Below are 25982 nucleotides of genomic sequence, written 5' to 3'. Positions count from 1 at the left end.
TGATGACCGGAAACCTCTACCGGGGCCAGGCCGGCCTGCCATTCTCCTCGACCCTGCGCGTCTACGAACCCCTCGACGCGTTCCCGGAAGAGCAACGCCCGGCCATCCAGGCCGCCGGCGCACGCACCGCCTCGCGTGCCGCCGTCGAAAACGCTGAACTGCTGGCATCCCTGGGCCGCATCACGCGCTCCGGCGGTGATCCGTTCCCCACGGGCCGCACCGACCTGGTCCGCGTCACCACGGCGCCGGCTTCCCAGGGCGGAACGTCCGACGACGACGCCGACTCCGAACCGGTGCTCCTGTACTGTCCCAGCCAGCTGGTCCTGCGGGCGGGGCTGGCGGCCAACGCCCTGATGGAAGGGATTCACGGTCCGCTGGCCGAACTGTTGATCCCCGAGGAGCAGCGGGACCGGCACCAGGAACGGATCGACCTGGTCAAGGCCCGCGACGGTTCCATCCGGGTGCACACGCGGGCGTCCACGTGGGGAATCCCGTTCAGCTGGTTCTCGCTGTTCATGGAGTCGGACCACAAAGACGTGGTGGAGGCCGCCGGGCGGATCCTGACCGTGCGGGTGTGGGCGCCCATCACCGAAGCGCTGGAACGCGCCCGCTACGCAGTGGCGAATCTGGCGCTGGCGGCACCTGACCTGGACATGCTGGACGATCTGGCCCAGCTCACGGAGTGGCTGGAACAGTTCCACGTGGAGTCCATGGTGGAACTGGATTATGGCGCCGTGGCGGACAAGGTGTATCCGGACGATTCCCCCATGGACATCCGGCTGGGCATCGAGTGCCTTGCGGAGGGCGACATGACCGGAGCGGCCGCCGCGTACCGCCGGCTGGCGTCCCGGTGGATCCCCATCCGGCAACTGGCCCGCGCGTCCTGACGGCCGCGCGCCTTCGGACGTAGCAGGACTGTTAGCCCTGCGGCGGGGCCGTGGTGCGCCGCACGATAAGTTCGTGGGGCGCGACGGCGGACTGGACTGATCCCAGCTGGCCGTCCAGTTCGTCAAGGAGCATCTTGGTGGCCAGCTCCGCCTGCTCATCCGGCCGCTGCCCTACTGTGGTCAGGCCCATGGGATCGGCAAAATCGTGGTTATCGATGCCCACCACCGAGAGGTCCTCCGGCACCCGGACACCAAGCCTGGATGCTTCGAAGATGACCCCCATGGCCATTTCGTCCGAGGCGCAGAAAATAGCGGTTGGTTTGTCGCCCGGCCTGGACCACAGCCTGCGAAGGGCCTCCTGCCCGCTTCGTACAGTGAAGTCGCCCCATTCGTCCCACTCCGGCCGGGTGGGAAGTCCGGCCGCCGTCATCACGTCCTTGAACGCCAGGATACGCACGCGGGGAACATCGAAGTTGAGGTCAGTCTCGTCGTCGCCATGCAACAGGGCGATGTCCCGGTGGCCCAGGTCGATGAGGTGCCGGACGGCTGTTGAGGCGGCGGCGTAGTCATCGATGCCGATGTAGGCGCACTCTTCCACATGGCCGCCCACCACAACCAGCGGGATATCGATCTTCTGCAGGTGGTCCAGCTCTTCGTGCGTCAACGCCATACACAGGACCAGGAGGGCGTCAATCTGCTTGTAGACCATGGTCTTGCTGAACAGCCGTTCGCGGTTGCTGCCGTGCCCGCCCAGGTTGAAGAGGGAGAGGTTGTAGTGCCGGGCATGGAGTTCCCGGTCAGCCCCCTCAATGGCCTTGGAAAAGAACCACCGGCTGACGAACGGAGCCAGAACACCGATGGTCTTGGTGCGGCCGGTGGCAAGGCCGGAGGCGGACGACGACGCCACGTAGCCCAGGTTCGCGGCAACCTCGAGGATCTTTTCCCGGGTTGCCGGCGAAACCCGGGGCAGTCCCCGGACCGCCCGCGACACTGTGGCAGTTGAGACACCTGCCGCCGCAGCAACGTCCTCGATACTGACGCCGTTGTGGCCGCCCCGTTGGGACCTCTCAGTTGTGCGTGCCACGGTGTCCCCTCAATAACTCCTTGCAGCGTAAGGCGCTCCGCCCTGCGTTACCCCAAACCTTCGTATTTTTGCATCCCGTCCAGGCGCGGCGTTAAACGCAGCGGGATGTGACCTGTTACCTGCGTGCCGGGAGCTTGCGGCGCAGCCGCACCATGCCGTACAGCGCCAGGAGCGTTGCCAGCAGGCCAAGGGCCCAGCCGAGGGCGGGCTGGGCGGTCACCTCCATCCAGACGGTGACGACCAGCAGAACCAGGGCCCAAAAACCGAGGAATCCGATGATGATGTCGAAGTCCTCGCCGGACCTGGCACGCCGGCGGCTGCTTCCCGCCCCCGTGGAGCGGGAACGGGAAGCATCGCCCGTCACTTGACTGCACCTGCCGTCAGGCCGGCCACAATCTTGCGCTGGAAGACCAGCACCAGGATCACCAGCGGAATGGTGACGATGGTGCCCGCAGCCATGATGGCCGTGTACGGGATCTGGTTCGGCTGCGCGCCGGCAAAGCTGGCAATGGCAACCGTGACCGGTTTCGTGGCCTCATTCGACAGCTGGCTGGCGATCAGGAACTCGTTCCAGGAGGAGATGAACGCCAGGATCGCGGTGGTGAAGATGGCCGGTGCTGCCAGTGGCATGATCACCTTCCGGAACGCCTGGCCCTGCGTGCAGCCGTCAACACGGGCTGATTCCTCGAGCTCCCACGGCATCTCGCGGAAGAAGGAGGTCAGGGTGTAGACGGTGAGCGGCAGGACGAAGGAGATGTTCGGGATGATCAGGGCCTGGTAGCTGCCCATCCAGCCGATGTTGGTGAACAGCTGGAACAGCGGGGTGATCAGGGCAACGCCGGGGAACATGGAAGCGCCGAGGATGAAGCCCAGCACCAGGTACTTGAACCGGAAGTTCAGGCGTGCGAGTGCGTACGCGGCGAACACACCGATTACCAGCGAGATCACCGTGACAGTGACGCCAATAAAAATACTGTTCAGCAGGGCCTGGCCGAACCGGTTTCCGAACGAGGTATCGAAGGCCGTGATGAAGTTGTCCAGCGTCACATGGGTGGGCCAGGGCGTCGTGTCGTAGGTGAAGCCCACTTCACGGAAGGCCGTCACCACCATCCAGTACGCGGGTGCAAGGCACCAGACCAGGATGACGGCGGCGCTGATGTACGTCCTGGCGCTCGCCCACTTTTCACGGGTCTGCGAAGCCTTACGCCCCTTGTCCTGCTCCGCCCGCAATGCCGTTGAGGCAGCTGTGGTTGTCATTTCTTCCCCTTGCCGGTGGCTCCGCTTTGCTCCACAACATTCGCACCAAGGAACCGGACGAAGATAAAGGCGACCAGGAAGATGATGATGAACGTAATAGTGGACAACGCGGCTGCTGAATTAAACCCTTGCCTAATCTGGTTAATCACCAGGATGGACAGCGTAGTGGTGTTGTTGGCACCGCCGGTGAGGATGTACGGAAGGTCAAACATACGCAGCGCGTCCAGGGTACGGAACAGGATGGCGACCATCAGTGCAGGCTTCACAAGCGGCAGGGTGATCAGCCGGAAACGCTGCCAGGCGGTGGTGCCGTCAACCTTTGCGGCTTCATACACTTCGGCAGGGATCATCTGCAGGCCGGCAAGAATGAGCAGCGCCATAAACGGCGTGGTCTTCCAGGTGTCAGCAATGATCACCGCCCATTTTGCGGGCCACTCACTGCCGGTCCACAGGATGGAGACATTGAACAGCTTATTGATGATGCCGTTGAAATCGAACATAAAGAGCCACAGCTGGGCGGTAACGGCGGTGGGGATAGCCCATGGGACGAGCACAGCCGCGCGGACCAGCCCACGGCCCTTGAACGTCCGGGACATGATCATGGCCATCCAGAAACCGAGGACGGTTTCGAAGGCCACAGTAACCACCGTGAACAGGAACGTGGTGCCTGTCGCCGTCCAGAACTGGCCTCCGAGGGTGCCGGGCGGACAAGCGACCGTGCCGCCCCCTTGGGCCGCACACTGCTGCCCCAGCCAGTTCACATAGTTCTGGATGCCCGCCGGGCCGCCGGCCGTAAACAGACCTGTAACCGGATCGAGTCCCGCGTCCTTCTGGAAGGACATGACGATGGCACTGATGATCGGGTAAACGATCACAATACCCAGGGCAATGATGGTCGGGGCAAGAAGCCAGGTGGCCCACTTGCCCTGGCTGAGGATCTTGTTGTCTTCGCCTACACCCTTAGGTCCGTGGTGGACCGGGGCGGCGCCCGACGCCGGCTTGACCGGCGTCGGGCCCAATTCGGTAGCCATGGTTTGCTACGATCCCGCGCCGGCGGTCTCGATCGACTTCTGCATGTCGGACAGCGCATCCTTGGCAGGCTTTTCACCCTTCAGTGCCGCGTAGGCATTTTCCTGGATTGCCTGGGTGACAGCGGGGTAGAACGGCGTCACCGGACGGGGAACAGCGTTCTCGATGGAGGTCTTCAGGACCGGCAGGTACGGCAGCTTGGCAACCAGTTCCTGGTCCTCATAGAGGGCACCGAAGACCGGAGCCAGGGACCCCTGGGTTGCGAAGAACTTCTGCTGTTCCTCTTCGATCAGGAATTTGACGAAGTCCAGGGCGGTCGCCTTGTGGTCGGAGTAGACGCTGATGGCTGCGCTGTGGCCGCCGAGGGACGAGGCACCGGGGCCATCCGCGCCGGGCAGGGCAGCCATGCCCAGAACGTCCTTCACCTGCGAGGAACCTTCAGTGGTGGCCAGGTTGTACACGTAAGGCCAGTTGCGGAGGAACAGCAGCTTGCCTTCCTGGAAGGCACGGCGGCTTTCCTCTTCCTGGTAAGTGATCGCCTCAGCGGGAATGTTCCCGTTCTTGAAGGCTTCCACCAGGTTGTTCAGGCCTTCTTCAGCTTCCGGGGTGTTCAGGTTCGGCTTGCCCTCGTCATCCAGGACAGAACCGCCGGCAGAGTTGATGGCCTCGGAAGCATTAACGGTGAGGCCTTCATACTGCTTGAACTGGCCTGAGTAGCACCCGATGTTGTTGGCCTTGGCAATGGAGCACATCTCCATCATCTCGGCCCAGGTCTTGGGCGCTTCGGGCACCAGGTCCTTGCGGTAGTAGAGGATGCCGCCATCGGAGGAGACCGGAGCCGCGTAGAGGGTGCCCTTATAGGAACCGGCCTCAACGGTGGGTTCGAGCATGCCCTCGGTTTCCACAGCCATCTTGTCCTTGAGCGGCTGCAGCCACCCCTTGGCTGCGAATTCAGCAGTCCACACAACATCCACGCTGGCAACGTCGTAATCCGCGTTCTTGGCCTGGAAGTTCTGCACGAGGTCATCGTGCTGCTGGTCGGCCTGGTCGGTCTGTTCCTTGAACGTGACCTTCTCGTCAGGGTGGGCAGCGTTCCACTTTTCGATCAGCGGACGCACCACGTTGCTGTTGTCCTTGCCCTGTACGTAGGTGATGGGGCCCCGGCTGTCCAGGTTTGCTTCGGCGTCGGTCCCGCCGCCGCCCGTGGTCCCGCCGCCGCCTCCGCCGCCACAGGCAGACAAGGTCAGGGCAAGGACACCGGCAGTGGCAGCCGGAAGAAGGAATCTAGGGGTTTTCATTAGCTTGAAGCTCCTCGCTGAGTGACAAGTAAGTCGACAGTGCGCTTGTTTGGTGAGGTTGTTGTGGTGACCATCACACTAGTAATGTGACTGCGGGTAATGCAAGCGTTTACATCAAAAAGTTATCTGAGAGGAACCAAATGTCCAACCTGAGCGTTCCTGCCGCCGCCCCGGCCCGTTCCGAATGGTGGGCGGACGCTGTTGTCTACCAGATTTACCCCCGCTCCTTCGCCGATGGAAACGGCGACGGCATGGGCGATCTGCGCGGCATAGTGGCCCGCCTTCCCTACCTGGAGCGCCTGGGGGTAGACGCGATCTGGCTGTCCCCGTTCTACAAGTCGCCGCAGGCCGACGGCGGGTATGACGTCGCGGACTACCGCCAGGTGGACCCGCTGTTCGGCTCGCTGGCCGACTTCGACGCTATGTTGCAGGATGCTCACAGCAGGGGCATGAAAGTCATTGTGGACCTGGTTCCCAACCACACCTCAGACGAACACGTATGGTTCCAGGCCGCGCTGGCCTCGCCTCCGGGGTCACCGGAACGGGAGCGCTACATCTTCCGCCCCGGCAGGGACGAGATTCCCGGGTCAGGGGACGGCAACCGGGCACCGAACAACTGGCGGTCGATCTTCGGCGGGCCTGCCTGGAGCAGGATCCCCGCCGCTGACGGCTCCCCCGGCGACTGGTACCTGCACCTGTTTGATACCAAGCAGCCGGACCTGAACTGGGAAAACCCGGAGGTACAGGAAGAGATGCGGTCGGTTCTCCGTTTCTGGCTGGACCGGGGCGTTGACGGCTTCAGGGTGGATGTAGCCCATGGCATGGTCAAGGAAAAAGGCCTGCCCGACTGGGACGGCGTGGCTGCCATGGTGGAAGGCACCGCCGGCACGCGCCCTGGTCCAACACCACCCGGCGACGCGCCCGGCGCCCATACCGACGCCGAAGAACCGCACCGTGCTGTGTCTCCGGTGTACCCGCCGTCGCCGTTTTTCGACCAGGACGGCGTGCACGAAATCTACCGTGACTGGCACCGGGTCCTGGCAGAGTACGGCAGCGACCGGATGATGGTGGCGGAAGCCTGGGTGGAGCCGGCGGAACGGCTGGCACTCTACGTCCGACCCGACGAGATGCAGCAGGCATTCAATTTCGATTTCCTGCTGGCCGGCTGGGACGCTGAACGCCTGGCTGAGGCTGTGGAAGCCTCCCTTGCGGCCGCAGCGTCCGTTGGCGCGCCCTGCACCTGGGTCCTGAGCAACCATGACACCGTCCGCCATCCCACCCGTTTCGGGCTGTCCGATCCCACAGCCTTCCCCAAGGGCATCGCCGCGGATGACGAGCAGCCGGATGCCGCCCTGGGACTGGCCCGTGCCCGCGCTGCCACGCTGGTTTCGCTGGCCTTGCCCGGCTCCGCCTACCTGTACCAGGGCGAGGAACTGGGCCTGCCGGAACACACCACGCTGCCGGCCGCCGCCCGGCAGGACCCCACTTTTTTCCGGACACGCGGTGCTGAAACCGGGCGGGACGGCTGCCGGGTGCCGCTCCCCTGGTCCGGCGACCTGCCGGGCTACGGGTTCTCGGATCGGCTCAATGGCCAGGCGGCGCAGCCCTGGCTCCCCCAGCCGGAGAGCTTCGGGCCCCTGGCTGCCGACCGGCAGGACGGCGTGGAGGGCTCCACGCTTGAGCTTTACCGGGCCGCCCTTGCCTTCCGTTTCGCACACAAACTTGGCCGGGGCGCCGTGTCATGGGCTGACGTCCATGCGCCGGACAGCGGCCTGCTGGCCTTCCATAATGGGGACGTCCTGGTCCTCGCCAACATGGGATTCGCCTCCGCACCAGTTCCTGAGGGGTACGCCGTAGCCCTCTCCAGCGGGCCTGAACCCGCCGAAGAGTGGACAGCAATGCGGGAGGTCCCCGTGGACTACGCCGTCTACCTTCTCAGGAAGTGACCTGTCAGCGGACCCGCTCGGCCCGGCCGAAGCGGGTCCGCGCACCGGCGCCGATATGAATGAGCACGGGCGTTTCCCTGCCTACGACGGTTTCGAGTGCAGCCAGCAGCTCGGAGATTTCGGCGGCCAGCAGATGCGGCGCCACCCCCTGGCGCGGCAGGAGCCGTACCTTCAGGGCAGGGGTTCCTTTGACGTCATAGGTGGTTACGGTGGCCCCGGCCAGGTCCGGGCGTCCGGCAAGGGCGTGTTTGAGGGCCTGCTCGGCCACTCCCCCGCCAATCCGCACGTCACCGGGAACCTCACCGGGATCGTACTCGGAGGCCAGAACGTTGGACCGTCCCTTTCCCTGCTGGGCGATCCAGGCCACCATGAGCCCGATCAGCAGCAGCAGGACCAGCGCCACTATGATCCACAGCCAGCTTTGGGTCCGGCCCGGGAACCTGGTGGCGTTGAACATCTGGTTGATCCCGTTCCACACGCCCGGGGACCAGGAGTGCCACCACGCCGCGACTGCGGGCACGGTGGCCAGCAGCATCAGCAGGAGACCGATCGCCAGGAGCTTCAGGCCCAGGATGGTGAGCAGGATCCGGTTGAGGAGGGTTGGAGTGCTGTTCATGCGCCCACCACCCCTGACGGTGCCACGTTGACACGGGCTGCAGGTGACGGATCCAGCGCCATCTGGTCCAGCTCGTCCTGGATGGCGGCGAGGACTGTTCCCTCGTCGACGGGTACGCCGGACGTGGGCCTCACGTTCACCAGGACCTGGCGCTGCGAGACCACCACCATGACCTGTTCGGGGGTGACGTTTGCCGCCAGCCTGGCGCGGCGGGCCAGCGACGAGGCGATGACTTCGTCGTCAACCACGACGGCGGGCCTTCCGGGGGCGTGGCCGGAGAGAAGGTGCCGGGCACGCCGTCCGGGAAGTATCCCGTTGAGGAGAAAGACCAGGCCAACCATGGCAACCACGGCCCCGATGGCGCCAAGCAGAAGCGGGGTTATGCCGGCGGGCAACGCGACGATACGCTGCGCTGCCACCTGCGGTTCGATGAGCCAGGCCGGTTGGCCGATGGCGTGTACGGCGGCTTCCAGGAGGCCGTAGGCGGCAAACACCGTGACCAGGACTGCAGCGGCGATCGCAACAGCCGCCCGTGTTGAGTGGGTTTCGCGGTACACCACGCGGCGCATATCAGGACGCCGTCCGTTGTCACGGCCCTCCGGATTCCGGGACCTGCGGTCCCCGGCCTCCACCCTGCTGCTCACTGGACGCGCCCTCCTTCACTGATCCTGGCGCCGCTGATCCTGATATCCACCCGGCTCAGTCGTGCGCCGCTGAGGTCGGTGACAGTTTCCAGGATGCGGGCTTTGGCCCGGACGGTGCGGTCCCAGATGGAGCCGCCAATAACCTCCACCCGTGCCGGGTCCAGGGACACATCCTTTAAAGGCGGAATGCTGATGGGCGTGACGAGGGACAAAGCCAGCAGGCCGTCGTCGTCCGTCCAATCTGCCCGGACATCCTGGGCATCGACGCCCAGGGCATGGGCGGCCGTCGCTTTGGCGAGGCTTGTCAGTGCCTGCGTGCTGATCCGGTTGTGGCCGCTGCGCGCCTGCCCCCGCACAGCCGGCGCAGGCGTGCTCATGAGGATGAGCGCCGGCCGGTGATGGCGTCCAGGACGCCGCGCAGGTCCAGCTTCCCCTCGGCGGCGCGGCCCAGGAATGCCCCGATGGCCATAAAGAGCAGGGAGATCAGGAAGCCCCACAGCCCGAACTGGAGGGACATGAATGCAACAAAGGCCCCCATCGCGATTCCTGCAACAGTGAGATTCACAGCAGCGCCTCCCTGTCGGCAGTGCCCGGTGTTGTCGGTTTAACAGGAGGCGGAACGAAGACGTCGGTGACTTCGACGTTCACCTCGATGACCTGCAGTCCCACCAGTTCCTCGACGGCCCGGTAAACGGCCGCGCGCACCTGATTTGCGAGGGCGTGCAGGGGCGTGCCGTAGCTGGCCACCAGGCTGATATCCACAGCTACCTGCGTTTCGCCCACCTCTGCATGGACCCCCGCAGCATGGTCCGTGCTGCTGCCTACGGCATCGCGGATGGCCCCCAGCGCGCGGGACCCCGACCCCAGGGAGTGGACACCGGGGACGGCGCGGGCGGCGATTCCGGCAACCTTGGCCACCGCCGTTTCGGAAATCACTGTCCGGCCCAGTCCCGGGACCGGGACGGGAACCGGCGCGGCGGCACTGTGGCTACCCTGGCCGGGTTGTGGGTTCTGGTATTCCATCAGGCACTCCCCCTTCTGTTGTTCCAACCCTATCCCCAGCCGGCGCTGATGTGCTGTTATGCCTGTCAGCCGGCCTTTTTGCCGCGCTCCCTGGCCGGCTGCCAGAGCGCCAAGAGCCCACGTTAAAAGAACCCAGGCGGGGAGGCCCCCAAGGACATCCCCGCCTGAGCGGTGCCGCTGGCTCAGCAGCGGCGGTTGCGGCTGGCGCCGCAGTCTATTTGTAGTGTCCTTCGCCGCCGACGCGGACGTTGGTGGGCAGGTAGCCGAACGGCCCAAGGCCGTTCTGGCCAAAGCTGCGGTCCACCTGGGACACACCATTACGGAAGTTGATCTTCACCGTGGGCGAGAGCGAGCCGCCCCGGACGCCGTTGACGTTGTCGATGAAGGACTGCACCAGGCCGCCGGGCTGCACGTAGTGCGAGTAGGCCTGGAACTGGCGACCGTTCTGGTTGGGCGTGGGTGCCTCCGGTGATTCGGACGGCAGGTTCAGGTCCGTCGGCGAGCCGAGCGCCAGGCCGCTGTTGTTCATCGGCTGGTAATCGGAACGGACGCCGTCGCCCACGAAGCCGTAGACGCCGTCGGGGCCGCGCATGCCCGCTGCATAGGTGAACTGGTGGCTGATGGTGAACAGGTAGTACTTGTTCTTGCCGCCTTCGTTCTGGATGAAGATCTGGGGACGCTCAGTCTGGTCGTTGACGCAGTTCGCCGAAAGGATGGGCGGCAGGAAGGACCACTTGGTGAGGTCCTTGTTGTCCGCCACTGCCAGGCCGACGTTGGCGGTCTGGTAGTAGGCCCCGCTGCTGTTGACCTCATCCACGGACTCGGCATTGGCGTCGCCGGGACGGTACCCAAGGTCTTCGGGCTTGCACTCGTATTCCCCGCGGGTTCCGCCGGTGTTGCCTTCGAAGACCATGAAGGTCTTGCCGGGGTGGGCCGGGTCGGCGAACGTGTAGGGGTCGCGGAAGGCGAAGCCCGGGTTCTGTTCCTTGGTCTGGTACATCGTGCCGTCCGGTTCCAGCAGCTTGGTGTGCTGGAAGCCGTCGAACGTCACGCCGTTCTCGTCGGCGTGGATCTTTCCCAGGGCCTTGGCGATGGCAGCATCGGGGGCAATGCCGCCGCCACCCGCGTTCCGCTCGGCCACGTCGTAGAAGGTAGTGGCGGTGTAGAACACGTTGACCTGGTTGCCCTGCATGAGGCGGGTGGAACCGGACCATTCGGTGTTTCCAATGGACGCGCCGTCAGCGAAGACGTGTCCGCCGTAGTTCCACTTGTCCTTGGCCGGGTCGGCGTTGGTCTTGCGGAAGAAGTAGCCGATGCGGGCGTTCCAGTGCCGCTGGTCGAAGCCGTAGCCGGCGTGGCGGTCGGCGACCAGGGAGAAGACGACGTCCCAGCCCTTGTAGCTGATCTGGTTCGCGTTCTCGTCCGTCAGGGACCAGGTGTCCCACACCCAGACGTCGTCATTCATGGCGGGGAAGTCCTCGGGGATCTCCGGCATGGTGACGTCGGGGCTCATGGAGTTTTCGCCGGCAGCCACGGTGGAGTCGCTCTGGGCCATGATCTGCTTGGCATCCGCGCGGGTCCACTTGGAGGTGAAGTCCGACGCCGGGTCGTGGGCCTGCTGGGTGTGTTCCGTGGGGAGGGGGAAGCCAGGGGTGGGCGCGGGCATCTGCTCAACGGCCGGCGGATCTGCAGGCTCGTTCGCCTGCGCCGACGGCACGGCCAGGAAGGCCGAGGCCGCTACGGCCGTCGCCAGTGCTGCGGCGGCGGGACGCCACCGCAGCGGCCGGCGGGCTTGGGGGTGCTTGTGCATTGTTGCTCTTCTCGCGGAGTTGTAACTGTTCGTGGAAGACGGGCGGGTGCCCTGTTCCCCACACTCCGGAGTCCTCGATAACCCTGTTGGCGTCATCGAGGACGCCGTTGTATCGAGGGGAGGGACCTGGGTGCGGTCCCGATGCGGGCCCGGTATCTGGGGAGATCCCGGGCCGCTGTCCACGCTAGGCACGGTGCCGGGCCCGCTCCAAACCGTGTTGCAAGCCCCGGATTCCGCGCCTGCCGGGTCGGGTGCAAGCGCTTACGCATTCCAAGGCGCGCGCGTGCCACAACGGTTTTGCAGGAGTCAAATGTTTCAAAGGTCAGTCGAATCTTTTTTGGCTGGTCTGGACCGTGTGGTTCATGCCACGCGGGTTCTGTGGGGCACTTCACAGGAGTATGTCCCATGCGATTCCGGCTTAGGCAGCGAAATGCCCCCACATATGGACATCTCCCTTGGAAACGCCAGGGGGATTTGTCTGTGTAGGGGGGATTTAGCTGCTGTGCCTGGGCCAGGGGTCCGGTTGCCAGCACCGGAAGGATGCAGCACCAGGCTCCTGCCCCTGCTTCGTTAGGAAGGCCGCTACATGACACACCCGGGATTTACACACGTTTTGTCCTATAACCCTCGTTAGGAGGGCCGCTCATCCGATAAAGAGAGGTGTGTTAAATGAAGAAAAGCACCAGTTCCGAAGAACTGGTGCTTCCCAGTGGTGGCTCCGACCGGCGTCGATCCGGTGACCTTTCGATTTTCAGTCGAACGCTCTACCAACTGAGCTACAGAGCCTAGGTGACTAGTCACCATGACAGCCGGAATTACTTCCAACAATCAGAGCGACCCTGACGGGACTTGAACCCGCGACCTCCGCCGTGACAGGGCGGCGCGCTAACCAACTGCGCTACAGGGCCTTGCGTTTCTTGCATTTGCAGTATCTCTACCGCTTTTTTCAAGGCTTCCAGCCTACCAGACTTTTTTAGTCTGTTTGACCAGTTCCTTGCGTACCCCCAACGGGATTCGAACCCGTGCCGCCGCCGTGAAAGGGCGGTGTCCTAGGCCGCTAGACGATGGGGGCCAGAACCCGTTCGGAACAAAATAAAAGGCGTAAAGCGAGGCTTTCCGTCTTTGTCCTTTGCGTTTCTCCGAACTGGACTCTAAAACTATAGGGCCTAGTCCGGGATATTCCAAAATCGGCCTAAAACACCGTGCCTGAACAGGGAGAACAGGTGAAGATGGACTGATGGATGCCGTTGCAGCACTCAACGAGATTGCTTTCTGGCTGGAGCGCGGACGCGCCGCCACCTTCAAGGTCCAGGCCTTCCGCAAGGCCGCCGCGGCCATCAGCCCGCTGCCGCCGGAGGAGGTGGCGGAGCGTGCCAGAACCGGGCGGCTGAAATCCATGAAGGGCATCGGTGACCGGACCTACCAGGTCATTCAGCAGGCAGTGGGCGGAGGGGTCCCGGACTACCTGGCCGACCTTCGGGAGAAGGGCGCCCAGCCCCTGGCAACCGGCGGCGCCGCCATCCGGAACGAACTGCGCGGGGACCTGCACAGCCACAGCGACTGGTCCGACGGCGGCTCCCCCATTGAGCTGATGGTGGCGGCCGCCGGGGTGCTGGGGCGGGAATACCTGGCGCTCACGGACCACTCACCGAACCTCACCATCGCCAACGGGCTCTCGCCGGAACGGCTCACCCGGCAGCTGGACGTGGTGGCGGAGATCAATGCCGACGGGCAGTCCGGCCGCGGGAACCCGGACAGCAGGGTGCGGCTGTTGACCGGCATCGAAGTGGACATCCTCGAGTCGGGCGAGCTGGACCAGGAACCCGGCCTGCTGGACCGCCTCGACATCGTGGTGGCCAGCGTCCATTCCAAGCTCCGGGCGGACCGGAAGACCATGACCCGGCGGATGCTCGGAGGCATCCAGGCACGGCACACCAACGTCCTGGGCCACTGCACGGGACGCCTGGTTGAGGGTTCGCGGGGAACCCGCCCGCCGTCCGAATTCGACGCCAAGGAGGTCTTTGCCGCCTGCGCCGAATACAACGTGGCGGTGGAAATCAATTCCCGGCCGGAACGGCAGGACCCGCCGGATGCACTGATCCAGCTCGCGCTGGAAGCCGGGTGCCTGTTCTCGATCGACAGCGACGCCCACGCGCCGGGACAGCTGGACTTCCTGCAGTACGGCGCGGAGCGGGCCGCACGGAACGAGGTCCCGGCGGAGCGCATCATCACCACCTGGCCGGTGGACCGCCTGTTGGACTGGGCAGCCGCAACGTAACCTGCTTCCCGGATGACCGGCGCTGAACAGGAAGCTACTTCGCCGCGTCAGCCAGCTTCTGCCGGAAGTCCGCCTGCGTGGACAGCGTCAGCTTTTCCCCATTCAGGAAAAAGGTGGGGGTACCGCTCACGCCCAGCGCCTTGCCGTCGGCGATGTCGGCCAGGATCCGGTCCTCGGTCTTCTGGTCGGCCACCGCGGTATCGAACAGGGCAAGATCCAGCCCCAGCTCCTCGGCATAAGTGCGGAACAACGGCGCCTGCGACTGCTGGCTCCCCGCCCACTGGGACTGCGTTTCAAACAGCCGGTTGGCCATCTGCTGGTACTGGCCCTGCTGCCCCGCGGCCTCGGCGGCCAGGGCAGCCTGCCCGGAATTCGGATGCATCGACAACGGAAAATGCCGGTGGACGAACGTAATCCGGTCTCCGAACTCCGCCTTGAGCTGCTCCACCACAGGATGGATGGAGCCGCAGGACGGGCACTCGAAGTCGAGGAACTCCACCAGCTGGGCCTTCTCCACCGACGGCGTGGTGAGCCGGTGGCTGTCCGCCCGGACCAGCTGCTCCGAGCCGGGGACCGGCGGGGCGGCCTGTTGCGGCTTCCCGGCTCCGAAGAAGGCATACCAGGCGACGCCGCCTGCCACGACGAGGGCCAGGACGATCCAGATGATTGTCCTGACGAGGCGTGCGGCATCACGGGGAGGAGCAGGGTTTGAGACCATAACCCGCATCCTAACCGAGGCCGGCAGCTGCCCCTGCGCAAGCGCCGTGGAACTTTGGCAGGAAGTTGACCAGACGTGGCCGATTTCCGCCAGCCTGCAGCTCCTGCGCCCGGATACATTGGCACCATGCCGTCAACCACCCCCGCCAGCACATCCGTTCCCGCACCTGCCAGCCAAGCCGCCCCGCTGAAGGCGCTGGGCGTGGCAGCGATGGTGGTTACCGTGGTGCTGTGGGCATCCGCCTTCGTGGGAATCCGGGCCATCGGCCCGCACTTCTCCCCAGGCTCCCTGACGCTTGGCAGGCTGGCGATTGCCGCCGTCGTACTGTCCCTGCTGGTCCTGCCGCAACTCCTGAAGAGCCGGCACCTGCCCAGGGGCCGCGAGTGGTGGCCCATCCTTGCCTATGGCGTGATGTGGTTCGGCGGGTACAACGTGGCGCTGAACGCCGCCGAACATGTCCTGGACGCGGGCACCAGCGCTTTGCTGATCAACGTCAACCCCATCCTGGTGGCCATCATGGCCGGCATCTTCCTGAAGGAGGGCTTCCCCAGGTGGCTGCTGATCGGAAGCACCGTGGCGTTCGCCGGGGTTGCGCTGATCGCCGTGGGGTCCGGGCAGGGGACGGCGCCCGGGCTGGGATCCGTGCCGGCGTCCGGCGGAGGGGAAAGCACGACGGCGGAAATGGCGGGTGTGGCGCTTTGCCTCCTGGCCGCCGTACTCGCCGCGGTCAGCGTCATCATCCAGAAGCCAGTCCTGCGGAAGTTCCCCGCGGCGCAGGCCACCTGGTTCGGGATCCTGGTGGGTGCGGTCTGCTGCCTGCCCTTCGCAGGGCAACTGGCGGCCGAGGTGCAGGCCGCCCCGCCCGGGGCGACGGCCGGGCTGGTGTATCTGGGGATTTTCCCCACCGCCATCGCCTTTACCACCTGGGCCTACGCCCTCTCGCTCATTGACGCGGGCAAGCTCGCCGCCACCACCTACCTGGTGCCCGGCACCACGGTCCTGATTTCGTGGCTCCTGCTGGGAGAAATCCCCACCGCCCTGGGCCTGGTGGGCGGCCTCATCTGCTTAGCGGGAGTCAGCCTCACCCGGCGCCGTTCACGCCCGGGCGGCGGGCACAAGGCGCGGATCCGGCAGGGGCACATTCGGGACTAAAGTCGAGGTATGCCTGCCCGCCTCCCGCCCGGCCTCCCCATCATTCCGGAGGGTCCCCACGAACCGCTCGGCTTCAGGATGTCCGCCGACGAGTTCGAAGCCGCGGTGTCAGATGCCCTGGACAGCATCCCGGACAAGCTGGCCCGTGCCATGGACAACGTGGCCGTGTTCATCGAGGACGACTACGTGCCGGGGCCGGGTGAGGACCCGGACACAGTCCTGCTGGGAGTCTATGAAGGCGTGCCCCTCACCGAACGGGACTCCTGGTGGGACGCCGGCTCACTGCCGGACCGGATCACCATCTTCCGCGAACCCATCCTGGAGATCTGTGCGTCCCGGGAGGACGTCATCCACGAAGTGGCTGTGACAGTGGTCCACGAGATCGCCCACCACTTCGGCATTTCGGATGACCGGCTGCATGAGCTGGGCTGGGGCTAGCCTTGTAGGCATGGGACACGACCACAGCCACACACACGGCATCACCGCCACCGGGCGGCACCGCAGACGGCTCGTGGCCGTCCTTGTGATCACGCTGTCCGTGGTGGTGGTCCAGGTTGCCGGTGCCATCCTGTCCGGTTCACTGTCCCTGCTGGCTGACGCCGGGCACATGCTGTCGGACGCGGCCGGGGTGACCATTGCCCTGCTGGCATCCTGGATTGCCGGCCGGCCCGCCAGCGACCAGCGCACCTACGGGTACCAGCGGGCCGAAGTCCTCGCTGCGCTGGCCAACGCGCTGATCCTGATCGTGATCTCCGTGGTCATCTTTTCGGAGGCAATCCGGCGGATCGGGTCCGCGCCGGAAGTGCAGACCGACATCATGCTGTTCGCGGCCATCCTCGGCGCCATCGCGAACATCGTGTCACTGCTGATCCTGCATGGCGCCCACCATGAAAGCCTGAACGTGCGCGGCGCCTACCTGGAGGTCCTGGGCGACCTGCTGGGTTCCTTCGCCGTCATCGCCGCTGCCGTGGTGATCATGCTGACCGGGTTCAACGCCGCGGATACCATCGCGTCCGTGGTGATCGCCCTGCTGATCCTGCCCCGGGCCTGGAGCCTGCTGCGCGACGTGGTGGATGTGCTGCTGGAAGCCAGCCCCAAGGGCGTGGAGGTGCAGATGATCCGCGAGCACATCCTGTCCGTGGACGGGGTCACCGACGTGCACGATATCCATATCTGGACCATTACGTCCGGCGTGCCGGTCTTTTCCGCCCATGTGGTGGTGGAGGACGGGGTGCTCAATGCCCGTGGCGCCGACCAGCTGCTGGACAAGCTCATCACCTGCCTGGGCTCGCATTTCGACACCGACCATTGCACCTTCCAGCTGGAACCTGCCAGCCATTCCGAGCACGAAGCGCACCAGCACGCTTAGTTCTTCAAAACTGCCAGTTCGGCAACACGGCTGGTGCGGCTCAGCTCAGGACGTCCTTGGTGACCATCCGACCGTACGCGAGCGCCCCGAACGCGGTGATGTAACCGGCCTGCAGCAGCGCGTTGCTGGCGAACGTGTCCCACAGGACGGGCTGGCGGAGCATATCGCCAAAGCCGAACCAGTAATGGCTGAACAGCCATGGGTGCAGCCACTCCAGCTGGGGCAGCTGGTCCAGGACCTGGGACACCACCGAGACCACCACGGTGGCGGCCATCGCGCCCACCGGGACGACGGTCAGGGTTGAGAGGAACAGCCCGATGGCGGACAGGCCTGCCAGGGACACGGCAAGGTAGGCGGCAATCAGGAGAATGCGGACGGCAGCTTCCGGCGGCTGGATCACGTCGCCGGACAGCAGTGTCACCGGACCTACCGGAAAAAGCGCCGCGCCGATGGCCGCACCGGCAACGCCCACGGTGAGGGGTGCCACCAGGCAGAATGCGAGCGCCCCCGCGTACTTGACCAGCAGCAGCCGCACCCGCCCGGCAGGTGCGACCAGCAGGTACCTCAGCGTTCCCAGGTTCGCCTCGCCCGCAATCGTGTCCCCGGCAACCACCCCCACCGTGAGCGGCAGGAACAACGGGACCGAAACCAGCATCGCGGTAAAGGCGACGAACAGGCCGTTCTGGCTGATCCGGTCGAGGAAAGCAGGGCCGCGGCCCGGCGGGACGGAGGAGGACACCCGCACCGCGACGGCCACCAGCACAGGTATGGCCGCGAGCGCCAGCAATAGCGCCCAGGTGCGGCGGCGCGCAAACAACACCCTCAGTTCAGACAGCATCAGCGAAAAGCCGGACCCGCGGGGCACCCTTGCCGGTCGCAAGGCCACTCCCGGGACGTCCGCCGGGACACTACTGGGCAACGTCGAACCCCTCCCCCGTCAAGGCAACAAAGCGGTCTTCCAGGCTTTCGCGTTCGACGGCGAATCCCCTGACCCGGATTCCCGCCGCCACCAGGTGCCCCACAATGTCCTCCGGAAGGCGGCCGTCCGTACCTCCAGGGGAGGCCAGGTCAGACAGGAGGATCTCGCCGTCGGCCTGGACGCCCCCTGCCTCCACTTCCAGGCCAAGCCGGGCCAGGACCGGACGGGCCGCCCCGGCGTCCGGCGTCAGCAGCCGGATCCGGGCGCTGCCCGCCCTCCGCAGGTCGGCCAGCGGCCCCTGCGCCACCAACCTGCCGGCACTCATGACGGCGGCATGCGTGCACATCTGCTCCACCTCCGCCAACAGGTGGCTGGAGACAAAGACAGTGGCGCCGTCGTGGGCCAGTGACCGGACCAGGTTGCGTACTTCGCGCGTACCCTGCGGGTCCAGCCCGTTGGTCGGCTCGTCGAGGACCAGCAGGTCCCGGTGGGACAGCAGGGCATTGGCAATGCCCAGCCGCTGCTTCATGCCCAGCGAGTAGGCGTGGACCTTTTTTCCTGCGGCGTGCGACAACCCCACGCGTTCCAGCGCCCCGTCCACCCTGGCCTTGCGGGTGGACGGCACGGTGTGGCGGCCGGCGGCGTCCAGGCGGTGGAGGTTGGCCGCGCCGGACAGAAAGGGGTAGAACGCCGGCCCCTCCACCAGCGCGCCCACCCGGGGCAGCACGTCCTGGAACCGGCGCGGCATGTCCATCCCCAGCAGGTTGACCGTTCCCGCCGACGCCGCCGCCAGGCCCAGCAGCATCCGGATAGTGGTGGTCTTGCCGGACCCGTTGGGGCCCAGGAAGCCGAACACGGAGCCGGGCGGCACGGCAAGATCCACGGCGTCCACCGCAACCTGCTGGCCGAAACGCTTCGTCAGGCCCTGCGTCTCAATGGCCAATCCGTCAGTCCCGGGGCGGGAGCTTCCGCCCGCAGGGTTCACGGAACCGCCGACGCGGCTGCCTGCAGCCTGTCCGGCGGCACCATGCCCGCAAAGATGCGGCCGTCGTCGGTGATGAGAACGTTGAAGAGCGTGGTGGACAGCAGCCGCCCGCCCGGTACGACGACGGCGGCCTGGGACAGGAGTGGATCCTTCAACAGGGAGCCGGCGAGAGTGCCGCCCGCTGCCGCGGCAGGGATTTCCACCACAGTTTCCCAGCCCTTCCCCGTCACTGTGGACGGGGCCGGATCCTGGTGGATGCCGTCCGGATGCTGGTGGATGCCGTCCGGGCGCTGGTGGATGGCATCGAGTTGGTCGGGGGTGATCATCATGCCAGGGTTGTGGATGCCGGGCGGCCACCCGGTGGCCGGAACCTGCAGTTCCTCCACGGTGCTGCCCGGTGGCGGAACGAAGGTGAAGAGCGAATCGTCCGGTGCTTCAAGGGAAAGGCTGGTGAACCCGGCATGGAAGGACGGCGAGTCCGCACCGCGTGCGGTGACCTGGACGGACAGCGGCATTCCGGTTTCCCCGTCCACCGCGATGGCCACGTTGCCCACCAGGGTGGCGTCCGTGCGCGGCTCAAGTACCAGGTTGTAGGCCGCGCGTCCGGCCACTTCCACGTCGTCCCCGACCCGCACGGCGGTGGTGGAGTCCACCTTGGCCAGCAGGTGCTCGGCGAGTTCTTGGGGCGTGGCCGGCATGGCGCCGTCCGGTACAGACTGGTCCGGGGGCGGACTTCCCGGAAGTCCGGGATCAACAAGCGGCAGGTCGCGGGCGAATGCCGGCAGGGTCAGGTGCGCTGCGGAGTTGTCCCTGGAGGAGTAGAACCACAGGTCGCTGTCCCGGCGGATGATGTCGCGTTCAGCCAGCCGGTCCATGACCTGGATGCGGACCTTGGTTTTACCGTCCATGTAGACCCGTGCGGTGTGCTGTCCGGAGAGCAACTCGAACACCGAGGCTGCGCCGCCGGCAGATGCGGGTCCTGAGCTGGGCCCGGCAGCGGGCAGCTCCGGCAGGCCAAGGTCGGAGGACTGCTCGATGGTGCCCGAGAACGAGTGCGGTTTGTGCCCTCCGTCGTGCCCGCCCACCAGCGCCAGGACTTCAGCGGGAGTCTTGGCGGGCAGGGGATCACCGGCCCGCGCCGGAATGGTCCCCGCCAGGACGCCGGCGGCGATTACTGCAGGTGCTGCCACGGCAGGCACCCACCGCAGCCAGGCACGCCTGGTGCCGGGCGTACTCCGCCGGTTGAACCTGCCGCCGGAGCCCATGATGTCGGAGCCCATAGCTCAAGGGTACGCCTGCAACGGCGGGTAAACACGCGGGCCAATCCCCTACCTTCAGGGCTTCCGGAAGGTCACTCAGGCGCTACTGTGCCCGCCCCGCCGTCGACCGTTATTCTCTCCCCGGTAGTGATCCTGGCCGTGGCATCCGGCACCCCCACCACGGCAGGAATGCCGTATTCCCGCGCCACCACGGCACCATGGGAATTCGGACCGCCCATTTCCATCACCAGCCCGCCCGCCGTCAGGAACAGCGGCGTCCAGCCGGGGTCCGTGGACGGGGCAACCAGGATTTCGCCGGGTTCCAGGCGGGCGCCCACCGGGTCCAGGATGACCCGGGCGGCAGCGGTAACGGACCCGGCCGACGCAGGGCTTCCCGCCAGCGCGCCGGCAACAGTGTTTCCGGCCGCAGGCCGCAGCGCCTCGGGTTCCGTGCCGTCCGAAAGCAGCACCCGGGGAATGTGCCGCCGCCCGAGTTCCCGGGCGTACGCCTCGCGCCGTTCCGCCACAAGGTCCAGGATGTTTCCGGCTTCGGCTGTTGCGCCCGTGCCGCCAGTTTCGCCCGTGCCCGCCTGCCGGGTGACTGCCGTCCGGACTTCCTCGAAGTCGAGGAAGAAGATGTCGTCCGGCTGCCCGAGGACGCCGGCCGCGGTGAGCGCGCTGCCCACGTGCAGGAGTTGCCGGCGGACCTCGGCGAGGCCCAGCACCAGCTGGTACTTGGGCAGTTCCCTTAGCCCGGCGAACAGCCGCGCCCTGCGCAGGGCTCCGCGGACCAGCACGGCGTGGACGGCGCTGCGGGCCCTGGCCTGGGCGACGAGGCGTTCCACCTGCGCATCGGCAGCCTCTGCGGCCTTGCTGAACTGGACGTCGGGGGCAAGCCCGGGATCCTCCAGCCGGAGATAGTTGGCCAGGGACCCAAGGATGTGGGCAGGGTCATCGGACCAGCGGGGCATCCCGACGTCGATCTCGGCAACGGCGCGGTGCCCGTAACGGTCCAGGAACCTGGTGAGGCCGGCCTCCAGGCGTGGCGGCACGCGTCCGGCCAGGAACTCCCGGGCAAGGCGGGACGGGTCCTGGGTCAGCAGGGCCGCGCTGGATTCGGCGTCGTCCCTGATGGCCGCGGCAAGGTGCCACAGCTCAAGGTCCATTTCGGTGGTCACGTTGTTGGGCAGGCCGCGGAGCACCGGCTGGAGTTCGTCCCACCGTCTCCCGCCCAGCAGTTTGCCCGCCACTGCCAGCATGGCGAATCCCAGCGCCGGCAACGGCAGGATGGCGGGAACGATCGCGAACAAGCGCGTCTGCAGGAGCCTTTCGGCATGGTCGAGGCGTTCCCCGGGTCCGGCATCACCCGGCAGCGCCAGCGCGGCGTCGAATTCGGCCGTGAACCTCTCCATCCGCCGGAGGGCAGCAGCAGGCCGGACCAGTCCGCGGAGGACCGATTCCGGAGCTTTGGCACGGGCCGCTGCGGGCACGACGTGGCGGAGCAGCCCCCAGGGGGTCCTGCGCGTCACGGAAAAGGCCGGATCGTCGAAAAGTTGCCGCAGGACGATGGCGGAGCGGGCCTCCATGATGTCGAAGACGCGGGGCAGGATCTGCCGGCCCACCGTGCTCCGCAGTGGAGTGGTGGCGTCGATGTAGATGCGCTGCCCGGCTTCGGCATACGGGGACGGTCCGCGCCTCGGGTCGGGAACCCGGAAGCCTGCCGCTCCGGCGATCGAGGAAGCGATGAGCCGCAGGGCGGCGCGTCCCATCGGCGTCAGGGGACGGGTCAGGCCCTGGGCAAGGCTGAAGCAGAGGTACGCCCTGGTGCCGCCGGCGTTGCCGTTGCCGTTGGCCCGGGTGGTTCCGTTGCGTGCAGGCACCGGATACAGCGTGGTGATGGGCCTTGACTGCGTTAGCCACAGGGTGCCGTTATGGTCGATGGCCCACTCGATGTCCTGCGGCGCACCGAAATGCTGCTCTGCCTGCTGTCCCAGGCGGGCCAGTCCGGTCGCCTGGGCGTCGGAAAGGCAGGAAGAATCCGGCGCGGGTGGCAGGTCAACGCTCTCGGTCCCGCCGCCGGGAAGGGCCAGGACAGCCACCCGTTTGTCACCCAGTTTCCGCTCGACAACCCGGCCGGCAGCGGCGTCCACGACGTAATGGTCCGGATTGACCGCCCCCGAAACCACCGCTTCGCCCAGGCCCGGGCTGGCATCGATGACGGCGTGCCCCCTGCGTCCGGTCACAGGATTGGCAGTGAACAGGACGCCTGCCGCTTCCACGTCCACCATCTGCTGGACAACCACTGCCAGGGCGACGTCGTCAGGATCAATCCCGAGGCTGGCCCGGTAGGCGGTGGCCCGGTCCGTCCACAGCGAAGCCCAGCACTTCCGGACTGCTTCCAGGACGGGACCCGCGCCCACCACGTTGAGGTAGGTGTCCTGCTGCCCGGCAAAGCTCGCGAAGGGAAGGTCTTCCGCCGTGGCCGAGGACCTTACGGCCACGGGCACCTCCGGCCCAAGGCTGTTGTAGGCCTGTTCCACGGCGGCGGCTATGCCGGACGGAATGGGTGCCTCCTGGATGGCGCTGCGCGCAGCAGCCGCCAGGCCGGCAAGCGCATGCGGCTCAGGAGCACCACTTCCGGAGGCCGGCTTCAGGGCGGCATGGATCCCGGCGAGCGCCGGGAGCAGGTTGTGCGGGGCCCCGGTGATGTGCCGGTAGGCATCAGTGGTGAGGCAAAAGCCGTCCGGCACCGGCAGCCCGGCTGCCATCAGCTCGCCCAGGTTGGCGGCCTTGCCTCCCACCAGGGCGAGCATTCCGGCATCAAGGGAGCGCAGGTTCCGGACCAGGCCGTCACCGGCGCTCTCCTCAGCCTCCTCCGGCCGTTGCATGTGCGTGCCTTCCCTGGTGGCCGGGTGCTTGCCGTCTTAGGCGGCGTCGCCGAGGATCGGCCCGAAGCGGGCGCGGTCGGCGAGGCGGGGGTCTTCGCGGTCCGGAACCACCATCACCGGGCCCTTGGCATGGTGGAGCACGCCGTCGGACGTTGACCCCAGGAGCATCCCGGTGAACCCGCCGCGGCCGCGGGTGCCCACCACCACAAGCTCAACGTGCCTGCTTTCCCCAACCAGCACGTCCACGGGCGAGCCGTCCCGCAATTCCGACTCCGCCGGAAGGCCGGGGTAATGGCTCCGCAGCCAGGACATGCCGGCGTCCAGCGTTACCTGGATGTCCGCGAAGAGGGCCTTGCGGTCCATCGGAGCGGGAACCCAGGCGAGCGATCCGCTGTACTGGGGCACCGCGCACACCACACGCAAGGCCGCGCCCAGCCGTTCAGCCTGGTCTGCAGCTTCCAGCACGGCAACCCGTGCCTGTTCCGAGCCGTCAACGCCGACCACCACCACGTTCTCCACGCGCTGGTGCCCTGCTTTGGCCTGTTCAGCCTTGATGCGCCGGTCCTCGGTTGTTTCGCCCAACCGGTCCGAACAGATCAGCGGCACCGTCACCGTCGGGCATTTGGCGTGCGCGGGCAGGGCACTGCTCACCGAGCCAAGGAGCCGGCCCACGAAGCCGCCCCGGCCCCTGGTGCCGAACACCAGCAGTTCCGCGGTTTCGGACATTTCCAGCAATACTCCGGAGGCATCGCCGTTCTCCACGGAGGAGCTCACCTGGATGTCGTACCCGGCAACTTTTGCAAGTGCTTGCTTGACGATGGCCTCTGCACCCTCGCGGATCACGGAGTCATCCACGGTGGCGTAGCCGCCGTCAAGGCCGGACGCAGCGAAGATGGGCACGGAATATGCCGTGACGATGTGCAACGGACGACGCCGGCGCTGGGCCTCGCGTGCTGCCCACACCAGGGCGCACTGGCCATGGTCCGAACCATCAACGCCCACAACGATTCCATCGGGCGCGGCAGAAGTGCCACCACCGTCCCGTGCCGGGTCCGGATGCAACTCTCGTGCGCCCATGGGGCCGCCTCCTTGCGCTACTGCCTGATATTGCGGCTATTCTGCCAGAAGCCTGGCGTTCCCCAAGCACCCGGCCGGCAGCCGCAGCCACCCGGGAAACAACCCGCCTCCACTTCTCACTATTCTCCGTCCGCTGTGCCATAGCAAGCCTGTTCAGGCCACGGAAGCGCAGGTTATCCACAAGATTTCCACAGGCTCACGGCGGTGCCGCGGAAAGCGCGTTCACCAGCAGAAGAATGTTTGCGATTTGGGCTATGCCTGACCCGGATTGTTCTGTAGTCTTCAGGACATTGTTGGTCCGGGACGCCTACTGCCACTTCTTGTCAGGGGTGCCCGCCAACGTGCTGCGGCCGGACTTTGGGGGATACGGAACGCGCGCCGGCGAGGACGCCGGCACCTGCCGAAACTTTCGAAGGAGGGAAACTGTAGTGTCAAGCATGCCTGGGAGTGCCGGGACCGAACAGACCACCACCGTGATCATTGGCACGGGCCTCTCCGGCCTGGCCGTTGCCGCCGAACTGCGCCGCCGCGGCATTGACTCCATCGTGGTGGACGGGCTCGACATACTGGGCGCGGCCCAGCCTGCCAACACAGCTTCACTGCAGCGCTGCGATGCAGCGGACTCCGCCACCCTCCGGGAACGGAACGAGATCCTCCGGCACCTGCGCAACTACGCCGCCAGCCACCACGTGGACGTGCGGAACACCACCCGCGCCGTCCAGCTGACCATGGTGGAGCCCGCCCCGGCTGACGCTGCCGGCCCACAGTGGGAAGTCCACACCCCTACCGGCATCCTGGTGGCAGACCACATCGTCCTCACCCGCTGCGCCCACAGCCAGCTCCGGCGGATGATCAATGACTTCGGGATCGCCGTCGGCCGCAACCTTGCCGCCGCCATGCGGGCCATCGGCATCTACCTGGTGGGCGTTGGCGAGCTCATCACGCCGTCACCCAAGGAAGTCCTCCGCCAGGCAAAGACCGTTGGCCAGGCCATCTCCGCCAAGGTCCACCCGGACAGCACCGCCTTCCCGCCGACGGGGAGCTTTGCAATCCTGCCCTGCTAGTGATCCTGCCCTGCCGGTACGGCTATTTCCCGTCCGGCTGCTCTTCGCCGCCGGCGGACAGGCGGCGCTTCGCCAGGATGGCCAGCACCGCGAGCAGGCCCACGGCCACCGCGGCGAAAATGACGATGCTCCATTGGAACGGCTCCCCGGAGTTTGCCGGTACGGACGGTTCCGCCGTGACGCCAGGCTCAGCCGTGCCCATCCCCGGAACTGTTGCGGCCGCCGTCGAACCCGTTGCCGGGGCCGTTGCCTGGCCCGTTCCCTCCGCGGCGCCGGCCGCGGTGAAGCCGAAGGTGCCTTCGATGGGATGTGAATCGGAGCTGACCACCCGCCAGGACACCGTGTATTCACCGGCCGGGCCGCCCGCCCGGAGTTTCTGCGACGCCACGTTGTCCACGATCTCAACCGGCCCGTCGGCCCATTCGGCACCGGAGGCGTCCTTGACCGAGAAGGAGGCGCCGATGCCGAGCGGTTTGTTGCCGAAGGTGACCGACACCTGCGCGGGCGGGCTGGGCACGGACGCGCCCTGGGCGGGGCTGCTGGACTCGGCGGCGTCGTGGGCAGCGGCCGGGGCGGCAAAGCCCAGCAGGGCTGCGGCAAAAACGAGGGACCCGAGCACGAGGCTCAGCATTTGGCGGCGGATGGAACGCATGCGGGACTGCTCCTTGTGTTGGCTTCC

25 protein-coding genes and 3 tRNA genes are annotated in these 25982 nt (G+C 66.4%); 7 read left to right on the top strand and 21 right to left on the bottom strand.

The genetic code is table 11. The features are described from left to right. Nucleotides 1-2 precede the first annotated feature (2 nt). Entirely contained in the window at nucleotides 3-887 is an 885-nt protein-coding gene (locus tag B5520_RS17795) for a hypothetical protein (protein ID WP_079598409.1), read from the top strand. A gap of 31 nt (nucleotides 888-918) precedes the next feature. On the opposite strand, the gene B5520_RS17790 is transcribed toward B5520_RS17795, so the two are convergent. The 5 genes from B5520_RS17790 to B5520_RS17770 all read right to left on the bottom strand — a co-directional run bounded on the left by B5520_RS17790 (nucleotide 919) and on the right by B5520_RS17770 (nucleotide 5555). Beyond that, a complete protein-coding gene (locus B5520_RS17790) occupies nucleotides 919-1971 on the bottom strand; it encodes a LacI family DNA-binding transcriptional regulator (protein ID WP_079598408.1) in 1053 nt (350 codons plus the stop codon). A gap of 115 nt (nucleotides 1972-2086) precedes the next feature. Then, entirely contained in the window at nucleotides 2087-2335 is a 249-nt protein-coding gene (locus B5520_RS17785; protein WP_079598407.1) for a hypothetical protein, read from the bottom strand. After that, a complete protein-coding gene (locus B5520_RS17780; protein ID WP_079598406.1) occupies nucleotides 2332-3228 on the bottom strand; it encodes a carbohydrate ABC transporter permease in 897 nt (298 codons plus the stop codon). Before B5520_RS17780 ends, B5520_RS17785 begins: the two co-directional genes overlap by 4 nt. Further along, nucleotides 3225-4259, bottom strand: a complete 1035-nt coding sequence (locus B5520_RS17775; RefSeq protein WP_079598405.1) for a carbohydrate ABC transporter permease — start codon at nucleotides 4257-4259, stop codon at nucleotides 3225-3227. Before B5520_RS17775 ends, B5520_RS17780 begins: the two co-directional genes overlap by 4 nt. A gap of 6 nt (nucleotides 4260-4265) precedes the next feature. After that, on the bottom strand, nucleotides 4266-5555 hold the full coding sequence (locus B5520_RS17770; protein ID WP_079598404.1) for an ABC transporter substrate-binding protein: 1290 nt from the start codon (nucleotides 5553-5555) through the stop codon (nucleotides 4266-4268). 140 nt (nucleotides 5556-5695) lie between these two features. On the opposite strand from B5520_RS17770, the gene B5520_RS17765 reads away from it, so the two are divergent. Further along, entirely contained in the window at nucleotides 5696-7501 is a 1806-nt protein-coding gene (locus B5520_RS17765; RefSeq protein WP_079598403.1) for a glycoside hydrolase family 13 protein, read from the top strand. Nucleotides 7502-7505: 4 nt separating this feature from the next. Here the strand turns inward: B5520_RS17765 and B5520_RS17760 are convergent, their stop codons facing one another. The 9 genes from B5520_RS17760 to B5520_RS17720 all read right to left on the bottom strand — a co-directional run bounded on the left by B5520_RS17760 (nucleotide 7506) and on the right by B5520_RS17720 (nucleotide 12666). Next, nucleotides 7506-8117: a hypothetical protein gene (locus B5520_RS17760; protein ID WP_079598402.1), complete on the bottom strand. Its 612-nt coding sequence runs from the start codon at nucleotides 8115-8117 to the stop codon at nucleotides 7506-7508. Beyond that, nucleotides 8114-8761, bottom strand: a complete 648-nt coding sequence (locus tag B5520_RS17755; protein WP_079598401.1) for a hypothetical protein — start codon at nucleotides 8759-8761, stop codon at nucleotides 8114-8116. The genes B5520_RS17760 and B5520_RS17755 overlap by 4 nt, the downstream gene beginning before the upstream one ends. Continuing rightward, complete coding sequence (locus tag B5520_RS17750; protein WP_079598400.1) at nucleotides 8758-9138, bottom strand: hypothetical protein; 381 nt, start codon at nucleotides 9136-9138, stop codon at nucleotides 8758-8760. The genes B5520_RS17755 and B5520_RS17750 overlap by 4 nt, the downstream gene beginning before the upstream one ends. Next, entirely contained in the window at nucleotides 9135-9326 is a 192-nt protein-coding gene (locus B5520_RS17745) for a hypothetical protein (protein ID WP_079598399.1), read from the bottom strand. The genes B5520_RS17750 and B5520_RS17745 overlap by 4 nt, the downstream gene beginning before the upstream one ends. Then, nucleotides 9323-9784 (bottom strand): Asp23/Gls24 family envelope stress response protein, encoded by a 462-nt coding sequence (locus B5520_RS17740; protein WP_079598398.1) that lies wholly within the window; start codon nucleotides 9782-9784, stop codon nucleotides 9323-9325. Before B5520_RS17740 ends, B5520_RS17745 begins: the two co-directional genes overlap by 4 nt. A gap of 214 nt (nucleotides 9785-9998) precedes the next feature. Next, nucleotides 9999-11594 carry a glycoside hydrolase family 68 protein gene (locus tag B5520_RS17735; protein WP_079598397.1) on the bottom strand — a complete coding sequence of 532 codons (1596 nt, stop codon included), beginning with the start codon at nucleotides 11592-11594 and terminating at the stop codon, nucleotides 9999-10001. A 710-nt stretch (nucleotides 11595-12304) separates the two neighbouring features. Continuing rightward, nucleotides 12305-12380 (bottom strand) — tRNA-Phe (locus B5520_RS17730). Between the two features lie 48 nt (nucleotides 12381-12428). Then, nucleotides 12429-12502: transfer RNA gene (locus B5520_RS17725), tRNA-Asp, on the bottom strand. A 91-nt stretch (nucleotides 12503-12593) separates the two neighbouring features. Then, nucleotides 12594-12666, bottom strand: a tRNA-Glu gene (locus B5520_RS17720). 165 nt (nucleotides 12667-12831) lie between these two features. Here B5520_RS17720 and B5520_RS17715 point away from each other — a divergent pair. Next, nucleotides 12832-13872: a PHP domain-containing protein gene (locus B5520_RS17715; RefSeq protein WP_079598396.1), complete on the top strand. Its 1041-nt coding sequence runs from the start codon at nucleotides 12832-12834 to the stop codon at nucleotides 13870-13872. A gap of 34 nt (nucleotides 13873-13906) precedes the next feature. Here the strand turns inward: B5520_RS17715 and B5520_RS17710 are convergent, their stop codons facing one another. Next, complete coding sequence (locus B5520_RS17710) at nucleotides 13907-14590, bottom strand: DsbA family protein (RefSeq protein ID WP_079598395.1); 684 nt, start codon at nucleotides 14588-14590, stop codon at nucleotides 13907-13909. 126 nt (nucleotides 14591-14716) lie between these two features. On the opposite strand from B5520_RS17710, the gene B5520_RS17705 reads away from it, so the two are divergent. From B5520_RS17705 to B5520_RS17695, 3 genes are read left to right on the top strand one after another with little or no spacing between them, the layout of a single operon-like run. Continuing rightward, a complete protein-coding gene (locus B5520_RS17705) occupies nucleotides 14717-15742 on the top strand; it encodes a DMT family transporter (protein ID WP_079598437.1) in 1026 nt (341 codons plus the stop codon). A gap of 9 nt (nucleotides 15743-15751) precedes the next feature. Then, the gene (locus B5520_RS17700; protein WP_079598394.1) at nucleotides 15752-16180 is read left to right on the top strand and encodes a metallopeptidase family protein; all 429 of its coding nucleotides are present in this window, start codon (nucleotides 15752-15754) and stop codon (nucleotides 16178-16180) included. Nucleotides 16181-16190: 10 nt separating this feature from the next. Next, nucleotides 16191-17111: a cation diffusion facilitator family transporter gene (locus B5520_RS17695; protein ID WP_079598393.1), complete on the top strand. Its 921-nt coding sequence runs from the start codon at nucleotides 16191-16193 to the stop codon at nucleotides 17109-17111. Nucleotides 17112-17151: 40 nt separating this feature from the next. On the opposite strand, the gene B5520_RS17690 is transcribed toward B5520_RS17695, so the two are convergent. The 5 genes from B5520_RS17690 to B5520_RS17670 all read right to left on the bottom strand — a co-directional run bounded on the left by B5520_RS17690 (nucleotide 17152) and on the right by B5520_RS17670 (nucleotide 24239). Then, on the bottom strand, nucleotides 17152-17949 hold the full coding sequence (locus B5520_RS17690; protein WP_079598392.1) for an ABC transporter permease: 798 nt from the start codon (nucleotides 17947-17949) through the stop codon (nucleotides 17152-17154). A gap of 70 nt (nucleotides 17950-18019) precedes the next feature. Beyond that, complete coding sequence (locus tag B5520_RS17685; protein WP_104443633.1) at nucleotides 18020-18973, bottom strand: ABC transporter ATP-binding protein; 954 nt, start codon at nucleotides 18971-18973, stop codon at nucleotides 18020-18022. 38 nt (nucleotides 18974-19011) lie between these two features. Continuing rightward, nucleotides 19012-20295 carry a hypothetical protein gene (locus tag B5520_RS17680; protein WP_254865620.1) on the bottom strand — a complete coding sequence of 428 codons (1284 nt, stop codon included), beginning with the start codon at nucleotides 20293-20295 and terminating at the stop codon, nucleotides 19012-19014. Nucleotides 20296-20366: 71 nt separating this feature from the next. Continuing rightward, nucleotides 20367-23162, bottom strand: coding sequence for a PEP/pyruvate-binding domain-containing protein (locus B5520_RS17675; RefSeq protein WP_079598390.1), 2796 nt, complete (start codon nucleotides 23160-23162; stop codon nucleotides 20367-20369). 36 nt (nucleotides 23163-23198) lie between these two features. Beyond that, nucleotides 23199-24239 carry a universal stress protein gene (locus tag B5520_RS17670; protein ID WP_079598389.1) on the bottom strand — a complete coding sequence of 347 codons (1041 nt, stop codon included), beginning with the start codon at nucleotides 24237-24239 and terminating at the stop codon, nucleotides 23199-23201. A 437-nt stretch (nucleotides 24240-24676) separates the two neighbouring features. Between B5520_RS17670 and B5520_RS17665 the strand changes: the two genes are divergently transcribed. Further along, the gene (locus B5520_RS17665) at nucleotides 24677-25303 is read left to right on the top strand and encodes an NAD(P)-binding protein (RefSeq protein ID WP_079598388.1); all 627 of its coding nucleotides are present in this window, start codon (nucleotides 24677-24679) and stop codon (nucleotides 25301-25303) included. A 22-nt stretch (nucleotides 25304-25325) separates the two neighbouring features. Here B5520_RS17665 and B5520_RS17660 read toward each other — a convergent pair whose 3' ends face one another. Then, nucleotides 25326-25955: a copper resistance CopC family protein gene (locus B5520_RS17660; protein ID WP_079598387.1), complete on the bottom strand. Its 630-nt coding sequence runs from the start codon at nucleotides 25953-25955 to the stop codon at nucleotides 25326-25328. Between the last annotated feature and the right edge of the window lie 27 nt (nucleotides 25956-25982).

Source organism: Arthrobacter sp. P2b, from assembly GCF_900168295.1.
In the GTDB taxonomy this organism is placed as follows: Bacteria; Actinomycetota; Actinomycetes; order Actinomycetales; family Micrococcaceae; genus Arthrobacter.
Note: the sequence above shows the minus strand (reverse complement) of the source record. Positions and strands in the feature narration are given on the sequence as shown.